Origin of the sequence: Crenobacter luteus, assembly GCF_004345725.1 — a bacterium.
Classification (GTDB): Bacteria; Pseudomonadota; Gammaproteobacteria; order Burkholderiales; family Chromobacteriaceae; genus Crenobacter; species Crenobacter luteus.
Genome location: NZ_SLXG01000011.1, coordinates 31,428 through 40,607, shown reverse-complemented (window position 1 = coordinate 40,607; position 9,180 = coordinate 31,428). Strand labels below are relative to the sequence as shown.

The 9,180-nt window shown below is 66.8% G+C and carries 10 protein-coding genes; 7 read left to right on the top strand and 3 right to left on the bottom strand.

What is annotated here, in order from left to right:
• Positions 1-432, top strand: a complete 432-nt coding sequence (locus EV683_RS08175; protein WP_066612839.1) for a DUF4149 domain-containing protein — start codon at positions 1-3, stop codon at positions 430-432.
• Positions 433-505: 73 nt separating this feature from the next.
• Here EV683_RS08175 and yhbY read toward each other — a convergent pair whose 3' ends face one another.
• Positions 506-826, bottom strand: a complete 321-nt coding sequence (yhbY, locus tag EV683_RS08170) for a ribosome assembly RNA-binding protein YhbY (protein WP_066612821.1) — start codon at positions 824-826, stop codon at positions 506-508.
• A 172-nt stretch (positions 827-998) separates the two neighbouring features.
• Here yhbY and rlmE point away from each other — a divergent pair, with 172 nt between their 5' ends.
• The 4 genes from rlmE to glmM all read left to right on the top strand — a co-directional run bounded on the left by rlmE (position 999) and on the right by glmM (position 5,892).
• Positions 999-1,616 (top strand): 23S rRNA (uridine(2552)-2'-O)-methyltransferase RlmE, encoded by a 618-nt coding sequence (rlmE, locus tag EV683_RS08165; protein ID WP_066612818.1) that lies wholly within the window; start codon positions 999-1,001, stop codon positions 1,614-1,616.
• Positions 1,617-1,695: 79 nt separating this feature from the next.
• Positions 1,696-3,606 (top strand): ATP-dependent zinc metalloprotease FtsH, encoded by a 1,911-nt coding sequence (gene ftsH / locus EV683_RS08160; RefSeq protein ID WP_269446760.1) that lies wholly within the window; start codon positions 1,696-1,698, stop codon positions 3,604-3,606.
• A 67-nt stretch (positions 3,607-3,673) separates the two neighbouring features.
• Positions 3,674-4,513, top strand: coding sequence for a dihydropteroate synthase (folP, locus tag EV683_RS08155; protein WP_131862453.1), 840 nt, complete (start codon positions 3,674-3,676; stop codon positions 4,511-4,513).
• 44 nt (positions 4,514-4,557) lie between these two features.
• Entirely contained in the window at positions 4,558-5,892 is a 1,335-nt protein-coding gene (glmM, locus tag EV683_RS08150) for a phosphoglucosamine mutase (protein ID WP_131862452.1), read from the top strand.
• Between the two features lie 135 nt (positions 5,893-6,027).
• Here the strand turns inward: glmM and alr are convergent, their stop codons facing one another.
• Complete coding sequence (gene alr / locus EV683_RS08145; RefSeq protein ID WP_131862451.1) at positions 6,028-7,107, bottom strand: alanine racemase; 1,080 nt, start codon at positions 7,105-7,107, stop codon at positions 6,028-6,030.
• A gap of 101 nt (positions 7,108-7,208) precedes the next feature.
• Between alr and EV683_RS08140 the strand changes: the two genes are divergently transcribed.
• Positions 7,209-7,844, top strand: a complete 636-nt coding sequence (locus EV683_RS08140) for a DedA family protein (protein WP_066612809.1) — start codon at positions 7,209-7,211, stop codon at positions 7,842-7,844.
• A gap of 67 nt (positions 7,845-7,911) precedes the next feature.
• Here EV683_RS08140 and EV683_RS08135 read toward each other — a convergent pair whose 3' ends face one another.
• Positions 7,912-8,241: an FKBP-type peptidyl-prolyl cis-trans isomerase gene (locus tag EV683_RS08135; RefSeq protein ID WP_066612800.1), complete on the bottom strand. Its 330-nt coding sequence runs from the start codon at positions 8,239-8,241 to the stop codon at positions 7,912-7,914.
• Between the two features lie 148 nt (positions 8,242-8,389).
• Between EV683_RS08135 and EV683_RS08130 the strand changes: the two genes are divergently transcribed.
• A complete protein-coding gene (locus EV683_RS08130) occupies positions 8,390-9,172 on the top strand; it encodes a DUF2189 domain-containing protein (protein ID WP_066612798.1) in 783 nt (260 codons plus the stop codon).
• The last annotated feature ends 8 nt before the right edge of the window (positions 9,173-9,180 follow it).

Sequence of the window (9,180 nt, the reverse complement as noted above, 5' to 3'; positions counted from 1 at the left end):
ATGAATGCCTTGCGTGCAGTCGCCGTGACCTTCTGGATCGGCGGCATGTGGGTGATCGGCCTGCTGGTGGCGCCGGTCCTGTTTTCGGCGCTCGAGCGCAGCGTGGCCGGCATGGTCGCCGGCCACCTGTTCGCGGCGATCGCCTGGGTCGGCCTGGTGTGCGGCACCTTGCTGATGGTCGGTACCGTCTGGCAGCAGGGCATCAAGGCCTTCAAGGGGGCGGCATTCTGGCTGGTGTTCGGGATGCTGGCCTGCACCCTGCTCAACCACTTCGCGGTGACCCCCATCATCGCCGGCCTGAAGACGCAGATGAGCCAGGCCGCCAGCGGCGCCTTTGGCGGCGGCTTCGCGACCTGGCACACGATCTCCAGCCTGATCTATCTGGTGCAGAGCCTGATGGGGCTGGTCTACGTGTTGCGCGTCAGGGACTGAGCGCGGCTTGGCGTGCCGGGGGAATGAAAAAGGCGGCTCCGATCGGGAGCCGCCTTTTTTTGCGTCGCAGCGCTTATTGCTTGGCCTGCTTCTTGGTCTTGGGTGGGACGATGCGCTGTTTGTCGGACGGGCGCCACAGCACCAGAAGCTTGCCGATGTGCTGGACCGGGGCGGCGCCCAGTTCGTCGCAGATCTGTTCGTACATCGCGACACGCGCGTCGCGGTCGTCGCCGGCGACACGGATCTTGATCAGTTCGTGCGCGTCGAGGTTGACCGCGATCTCGCGTACGACCGACTCGGTCAGGCCGTTGTTGCCGATCGTGACCACCGGGTCGATATGGTGGGCGAGTGCCTTCAGGTACTTGCGCTCGGTCGGGTTGAGTTCGATTTTCATGGCGGGATTCCGAGTAAAAGCCGATTTTACTCGACTTCGCCGATTTTTTCGGGTTTTTCCCCACATTCGGCTGCCAAGCCGCTAGCGTGCCGCCGTCCGACGGGTATCATGTGCGGGTGGTGCGGCGCGTGTACGCGTCGTCGCCATCCTGTTTTACCGAAGAAGGCGTTTTATGGCACGCAGCAAGACCAGCAAGGGCTGGTTGCAGGAACACGTGAACGACCACTACGTTCACATGGCGCAGAAGGACGGCTACCGCTCGCGCGCGGCCTACAAGCTGCTCGAGATCAACGAGAAGGACAGGCTGATCCGTCCCGGCTCGGTGGTCGCCGATCTGGGCAGCGCGCCGGGCAGTTGGTCTCAGGTCGCCGCGCGCCTGGTCGGCGACAAGGGCCGCGTCTTCGCGCTCGATATCCTGCCGATGAACCCGATCGCCGGGGTCGACTTCATCCAGGGCGACTTCCGCGAGGACGCGGTGCTCGACGAGTTCGTGCAGCTTCTGGGCGGGCGCGCGCTCGACCTTGTAATCTCCGACATGGCCCCCAATATCTCCGGCATGAGCGCCATCGACCAGGCGCGCAGTTTTCATCTGACGGAACTCGCGCTCGATTTCGCCCGCGAGCATTTGAAACCCGGTGGCCACTTCCTCGTCAAAGTTTTTCAGGGAAGTGAATTCCAGGCCTACCTGAAGGCGATGCGCGACCTCTTTTCCGACGTGCAGACGCGCAAGCCCAAGGCGTCGCGCGACCGCTCCAGCGAGATTTACCTGTTGGGAAAGGGGCGCCGCTGACAAGCGGAGGGCTCGGGTTTACAATTCGAAACAGATATATACGGGCAAGCAACGTCAGGGCACATAGGAGTCCGTTCGAGTGAACAATAGCATCCTCAAAAACATCGCCATCTGGGTGATCATCGGCCTGGTCCTGATGACGGTGTTCAACCAGTTCAACAAGCGTCAGGAAGCCCAGAACCAGATCGAGTATTCGCAGTTCATCAGCGATGTCGAGACGGGCAAGGTGCAGTCGCTGACGATCGAAGGCCATCCGCTGCGCGGCCAGTGGCTCAAGGGGAAGCGGACCGACGGTACGACGTTCTCGACCTTCTCCCCTTACGATCCGCAGCTGGTCGACGACCTGATCAAGAACAACGTGCGCTTCTCGGCCAAGCCCGAGGAGGAGCCGTCGATGCTGATGAACATCTTCATCAGCTGGTTCCCGATGCTGCTGTTGATCGGCGTGTGGATCTTCTTCATGCGGCAGATGCAGGGCGGTGGCAAGGGCGGCGCGTTCTCGTTCGGCAAGAGCAAGGCACGTCTTCTGGACCAGGACACCAACACCGTCACCTTTGCCGACGTCGCCGGTTGCGACGAGGCCAAGGAAGAGGTCAAGGAGATCGTCGACTACCTGCGCGACCCGTCCAAGTACCAGACGCTGGGCGGCCGCATCCCGCGCGGCATCCTGCTGTGCGGCTCGCCGGGTACCGGCAAGACCCTGCTCGCCAAGGCGATCGCCGGCGAGGCCAAGGTGCCGTTCTTCAGCATCTCCGGCTCGGACTTCGTCGAGATGTTCGTCGGCGTCGGCGCGGCCCGCGTGCGCGACATGTTCGAGCAGGCGAAGAAGAACTCGCCGTGCATCATCTTCATCGACGAGATCGACGCGGTCGGCCGCCAGCGCGGCGCCGGCCTCGGCGGCGGCAACGACGAGCGCGAACAGACGCTGAACCAGTTGCTGGTGGAGATGGACGGTTTCGACACCAATTCGACCGTGATCGTGATCGCCGCGACCAACCGCCCGGATGTGCTCGACCCGGCGCTGCAGCGCCCGGGCCGCTTCGACCGCCAGGTCGTGGTGCCGCTGCCTGACATCCGTGGCCGCGAGCAGATCCTGAACGTCCACATGCGCAAGGTGCCGATCGCCGCCGACGTCGACGGCAGCGTCATCGCGCGCGGCACGCCGGGCTTCTCGGGCGCCGACCTCGCCAACCTCGTCAACGAGGCCGCGCTGTTCGCCGCGCGTCGCAACAAGCGCCTGGTCGACATGATCGACTTCGAGGCCGCCAAGGACAAGATCATGATGGGCGCCGAGCGCAAGTCCATGGTGATGTCCGAGGAGGAGAAGAAGAACACCGCCTACCACGAGTCCGGTCACGCGGTGGTCGCCAAGCTGCTGCCGAAGTCCGACCCGGTGCACAAGGTCACCATCATCCCGCGCGGCCGCGCGCTGGGCGTGACCATGCAGCTGCCGGAAGAGGACCGCTACGCCTACGACCGCCAGTACCTGCTCGACCGCATCGCGATCCTGTTCGGCGGCCGCATCGCCGAAGAGCTGTTCATGAACCAGATGACCACCGGCGCCAGCAATGACTTCGAGCGTGCGACGCAGATGGCGCGCGACATGGTCACCCGCTACGGCATGAGCGACAAGCTCGGTCCGATGGTGTACGGCGAGAACGAGGGCGAAGTCTTCCTCGGTCGTTCGATCACCACGCACAAGAACGTGTCCGAGGCGACCATGCAGCAGGTCGACGCCGAGATCCGCCGCATCATCGACGAGCAGTACGGCCTGGCGCGCCGCCTGCTCGACGAGAACCGCGACAAGGTCGAGGCGATGACCGCCGCGCTGCTCGAATGGGAAACCATCGACGCCGAACAGATCGACGACATCATGGCCGGCCGCCCGCCGCGCCCGCCCAAGCCGAACGGCAGCGTGACGGCCAAGAGCGGCGACACCCCGTCGGGCCCGACCCCGGCGCCGAGCGCGACGCCGGCGCAGGAAGTCTGAACCCCGTCCATCCGCAACGAGGCGGCAGCTTGGCTGCCGCCTTTCTCGTTTTTCCGGTCCGAAATCCATGTCCGAACTGCTTTGCGGCCGTTTCCGGCTGCCGCTGACCCGTCCGCTGGTGATGGGCATCCTCAACGTCACCCCCGATTCCTTCTCCGACGGCGGGCGCTTCGACCGCGTCGACGCTGCGCTCGAACGCGCGCGCCAGATGATCGCCGAGGGAGCCGACCTGATCGACGTCGGCGGCGAATCGACGCGGCCGAACGCGCCCTTCGTCAGCCCGGAGGAGGAGCTCGCGCGGGTGTTGCCGGTGCTGCCGGGCCTGGCCGGGCTTGGGGTGCCGGTCTCGCTCGACACGCGCCGCACCGTCGTGATGCGCGAGGCGCTCGCCATCGGCGGCGTCGACTTGATCAACGACGTGTCGGCGCTCGAGGACGACGGTGCACTCGAGCTGCTGGCCTCGGCCAACGTCGCAGTCTGCCTGATGCACAAGCAGGGAAACCCGGACACCATGCAGCACGACCCGTGCTACGCCGACGTGGTCGCCGAGGTCGGCGGCTACCTGGCGCGCCGCGTCGCGCTGTGCGAGGCGGCCGGCATCGCGCGCGCGCGGCTGCTCGGCGACCCGGGGCTGGGTTTCGGCAAAACCTTGGCGCATAATCTCGCGCTGTTGAAGCACGTGCCGGCACTCGAGCAGGCGGCCGGCGTGCCGATGCTGATCGGGCTGTCGCGCAAGTCCATGCTCGGCGCGATCACCGGCGAGGCGGTGCCCGCCGAGCGGCTCGGCGCCAGCGTCGCCGGCGCGCTGCTGGCGGCGCAGCGCGGCGCGGCCATCGTGCGCGTGCACGACGTGAAGGCGACGCGCCAGGCGCTCGACGTGTGGCGGGCCCTCGAAGCCGCAGAATGAAACCACGGCCGCCGCGCGACGCGGCGGCGACGGAGAAGAACAGAATGAGCAGAAAATACTTCGGCACCGACGGCGTGCGTGGCGAGGTCGGCAAGGCGCCGATCACCCCGGAATTCGTCCTCAAACTCGGCTACGCCGCCGGCCGCGTACTGGTTGACCGCGAGCGCCACGCGCACCCGACGGTGCTGATCGGCAAGGACACGCGCATCTCCGGCTATATGCTCGAGGCTGCGCTGCAGGCGGGCTTCACCGCCGCCGGCGTCAACGTGCTGCTGACCGGCCCGCTGCCGACGCCCGGCATCGCGTATCTGACGCGCGCGCTGCGCCTGTCGGCCGGCGTGATGATCTCGGCCTCGCACAACCCGTTCCAGGATAACGGCATCAAGTTCTTCGCCGAGGGCGGCAGGAAGCTCGACGACGCGGTCGAGCTCGACATCGAGGCGATGCTCGAGGCGCCGCTTTTGACGCTGTCGTCGCGCGAACTGGGTCGTGCGCGCCGCATCGAGGGCGCCGCCGAGCGCTACATCGAATTCTGCAAGAGCACCTTCCCGAACGAGCGCGACCTCAAGGGCCTGAAGCTGGTGGTCGACTGCGCGAACGGCGCGACCTACCACATCGCGCCCAAGGTCTTCCACGAGCTCGGCGCCGAGGTAGTGCTGATCGGCGCCGAGCCGAACGGCTTCAACATCAACGACAAGGTCGGCGCGACCTACCCGAAGACGCTGCAGGCGGCGGTGCTGCAGCACGAGGCCGACTACGGCGTCGCGCTCGACGGCGACGGCGACCGGCTGATCATGGTCGACCGCAACGGACAGGTCTACGACGGCGACATGCTGATTTACACCATCGCCAAGGCGCGCGCGGCGAAAGGCGAGCTGAAAGGCGGCGTGGTCGGCACGGTGATGACGAATATGGCGATGGAGCTGGCGCTCAAGGCGCGCGGCATCGCCTTCGGCCGCGCCAAGGTCGGCGATCGTTACGTGCTCGAGATGCTGCACGCCGAGGGCTGGGAAGTCGGCGGCGAGGCGTCGGGCCACGTGCTGTGCCTCGACAAGCACAGCACCGGCGACGGCATCATCTCGGCGCTGCAAGTGCTCAAGAGCCTGGCCGAGCTCGACATGACGCTGGCCGACATCGGCCGCGACTGGCAGCCCTTCCCGCAGACGCTGATCAACGTGCGCCTCGCCGGTCAGGACTGGAAGGCGGCGTCGGCCGGCCCGTTGGCCGAGGCCGAGGCGGCGCTGGCCGGTCGCGGTCGCGTCGTGCTGCGCCCCTCCGGCACCGAGCCGGTGGTGCGCGTGATGGTCGAGGCCGACGAGGCCGACCTCGCCGGCCGCTGGGCCAGGACCATCGCCGCCGCGATCGAGTCGGCCGCCTGAGTCCCGGGTTCGCCCGGGCCGGAACGACAAACCCCGCGACGCGAGCCGCGGGGTTTTTCATGTCGGAGCCGGCGCACGCAGGGTGAGGCGCAGGGTCCCCGGCGGTGCCCGTCTCGCTTCGCCGGGTTCCTTGCCTCAGACTTGGCTGAGCCCGTGGTAGACGCGCGGTACGCGCGGCGCGACCGCGCACATCAGCTCGTAGCCTATGGTGCCGGCGGCGGCGGCGACCGTCTCGATCGGCACCGCCGGCCCCCACAACTCGACGGTGCTGCCGACGCCGGCGTCCGGCAGATGACTGAGGTCGACCGCCAGCATGTCCATCGACACGCGGCCGACGAGACCTGACGGTGCGCCGTCGACCGCGACCGGCGTGCCGTTGCCGGCGACGCGCGGGTAACCGTCGGCGTAGCCGCAGGCGACGATGCCGATCCGCATCGGCCGCTCGGCGACGAAGAGGCGGCCGTAGCCGACCGCGTCGCCGGGCGCCAGCGACTGCACCGCAATCACGTCGGCCGACAGCCGCATCGCCGCCCTGAGGCCCAGTCCGGCGCCGAGCCGGTCGGCGAACGGCGAGCAGCCGTACAGGCCGATGCCGGGCCGCACCCAGTCGCGGTGCGTGTCGGGGAAGTCCCACAACGCGGCGGTGTTGGCCGAGCTGACCGGCAGGCCAAGCCCGCGCACCAGGGGCTCGAAGCGCGCCCACTGTTCGGCGACGCCGCGTGCCTCGTCGGCGGTCGCGAAATGGGTCATCACGCCGGCAACGCGCACGGCCGGCAGCGCGGCCAAGTCGGCGAGTACCCCGGCCAGGGCCCCGGGCGCAAAACCGAGCCGGTTCATGCCGCTGTTGACCTTGGGCCACACCTCGAGCGGCGCCGGCGCTTTCGCCAGCCAGGCCAGCTGTTCGCGGCTGTGCAGCGCGCCGGAGAGCCGGTATTCGGCCATCGCCGCGACCTCGGCCGCGTCGAACGGCCCCTCGAGCAGCAGGATGGGCGCGCTGACGCCGTCCTGCCGCAGCGCGACCGCGTCTTCTATGTTCAACAGCGCGAAGCCGTCGGCGACGTCGGCGAGCGCCTGGGCGACGCGGCGCACGCCGTGGCCGTAGGCGTCGGCCTTGACCACCGCCCAGGCGCGGCTGGCGGGGGCTTTGCGCTTGGCGATCAGGTAGTTGTGGCGAATCGCGGCAAGATCGATGTCGACCCGGATGGGGCGCGTCATGAGAGTGGTCCGCTAAGGAGGTGTGCTATTATAAGCCGCTCTGAGCGGACCCAATACAGGGCCCGCGCGCCGTGCCCTGCGGCAGCGACAGCCGGGACAACATGGATATCCTGCAGACTCTCATCGACTTCTTCACCGGTTACGGCTACCTGGCCGTGTTCCTGGTCTTGCTGGCCTGCGGCTTCGGCGTCCCCATCCCCGAAGACATCACCCTGGTCGCCGGCGGCATCATCTCCGGGCTCGGCTACACCAACGTCCACACCATGTTCGCGGTCGGCATGGCCGGCGTGCTGGTCGGCGACGGCGTGATGTTCGGGCTCGGGCGCATCTACGGCCACAAGGTGCTGCGCCTGAAACTGGTCGCCAAGATCCTCACCGAGGAGCGTTTCCAGCAGGTTCAGGAAAAATTCGCCAAGTACGGCAATTGGGTGCTGTTCGTCGCCCGCTTCCTGCCCGGCCTGCGCTCGCCGATCTTCCTCACCGCCGGCATGACGCGGCGCGTCAGCTTCTGGCGCTTCCTGCTGATGGACGGCTTCGCCGCGCTGATCTCGGTGCCGGTCTGGGTCTATCTCGGCTATTTCGGCGCCTACAACCGCGACTGGCTGATGACCATGGTCCACCGCGGCCAGTCCGGGCTGATGATCCTCATCGCCGTGCTGGCGGTCGGTCTCGGCGTGTTCTTCTGGAAAAAGCGCCGCGCGCGCGAAGCCGCCACGACGGACCCCGTCCACAAGTAGACGTTGGCCGAGGCCGTCATGAAAAAAGCCACCCCGGGGTGGCTTTTTTGCTGGATGGCGTGCCGGCTCAGTCGAGCGACAGCAGCTCCACCTCGAAGACCAGCGTCGCGTGCGGCGGGATCACGCCGCCGGCGCCGCGCGCGCCGTAGCCGAGTTCGGCCGGGATGGTCAGCTTGCGCTGGCCGCCGACCTTCATGCCGACCACGCCCTGGTCCCAGCCCTTGATGACGTAGCCGGCGCCGAGCGGGAAGGTGAAGGGCTGCGAGCGGTCCTTGCTCGAATCGAACTTGGTGCCGTCGGTCAGCCAGCCGGTGTAGTGCACGGTGACTTCCTGGCCGGTGCGGGCTTCGGCGCCTTCGCCGACAACCAGGTCCTCGATGATCAGTTCGGTGCTCATTGCCTTGCGTCCTCGCGTTGTGTCGTGCCGGCATTGTAGCAGCGCTCGCGCCATATCGCCGCGGATGGCAATCGCTAGCGCGCTTGCTTATAAAGGAAGTAGTTCGGGTCTGCCCACCGTGTCGTATCTTCTTGCAAGGGGAATCACCATGGACATCACGCACCTTCCTTCGCACGACCACCCGGTAGTCCGCCACGTTACGCCGGCCCACACCTTGCAGTGGCTGAAGATGGGCTACAAGGACTTCAAGCGCGCGCCGGCCGACTGCGCCTTCTACGGAGTGATCTTCGTGGTGATGGGTTTCTTTCTCGCCTTCTATTTCGACCGCGCGCCGCAGTACGTGATCACCTTCTCGACCATCTTCCTGCTGGTCGGGCCCTTTCTTGCGATCGGCCTTTACGACGTGGCGCGCCAGCTCGAGGTGTTCGGCGGCCGCCGTGTCGACCTGGTGCACACGATGACCGCCTGGCGCGTCAACATCCCGGCTTTCACGCTGTACGCCGCGCTGCTGACGGTGCTGGTGTTCGCCTGGTTCCGCATCTCGCTGCTGATCTTCGCGCTGTTCTTCGAGGGGCCGCTGCCCACGCTCGAGCAGATCGTCGCATCGGCGTTCACGCTCGAGAACGCCGGCTTCCTGATCGCCTATTTCGGCACCGGTTTCTTCTTCGCGCTGCTGGTGTTCGCGGTCAGCGCGGTGTCGATCCCGATGATGCTCGACAAGGAGATCGACACCATCAGCGCGATGGTCACCAGCCTCGAAGCGGTCTACAAGAACATCCTGACCATGGCGGTATGGGCCGCCATCATCGTGGCGATGACGGTGATCGGCTTTCTGACCTACTATGTCGGCCTGCTGTTCTTGATCCCGCTCGTCGCCCTGGCTACCTGGCACGCCTATCGGGACATGATCGTCTTCGAACCCGACCAATGAGTCACTAG

What these genes read in the sequence shown, in the direction of transcription:
- EV683_RS08175 (WP_066612839.1), top strand. Translation starts at nt 1, where the DNA reads ATGAATGCCTTGCGTGCAGTCGCCGTGACCTTCTGGATCGGCGGCATG.
- yhbY (WP_066612821.1), bottom strand. Translation starts at nt 826, where the DNA reads ATGAAAATCGAACTCAACCCGACCGAGCGCAAGTACCTGAAGGCACTC.
- rlmE (WP_066612818.1), top strand. Translation starts at nt 999, where the DNA reads ATGGCACGCAGCAAGACCAGCAAGGGCTGGTTGCAGGAACACGTGAAC.
- folP (WP_131862453.1), top strand. Translation starts at nt 3,674, where the DNA reads ATGTCCGAACTGCTTTGCGGCCGTTTCCGGCTGCCGCTGACCCGTCCG.
- glmM (WP_131862452.1), top strand. Translation starts at nt 4,558, where the DNA reads ATGAGCAGAAAATACTTCGGCACCGACGGCGTGCGTGGCGAGGTCGGC.
- alr (WP_131862451.1), bottom strand. Translation starts at nt 7,107, where the DNA reads ATGACGCGCCCCATCCGGGTCGACATCGATCTTGCCGCGATTCGCCAC.
- EV683_RS08140 (WP_066612809.1), top strand. Translation starts at nt 7,209, where the DNA reads ATGGATATCCTGCAGACTCTCATCGACTTCTTCACCGGTTACGGCTAC.
- EV683_RS08135 (WP_066612800.1), bottom strand. Translation starts at nt 8,241, where the DNA reads ATGAGCACCGAACTGATCATCGAGGACCTGGTTGTCGGCGAAGGCGCC.
- EV683_RS08130 (WP_066612798.1), top strand. Translation starts at nt 8,390, where the DNA reads ATGGACATCACGCACCTTCCTTCGCACGACCACCCGGTAGTCCGCCAC.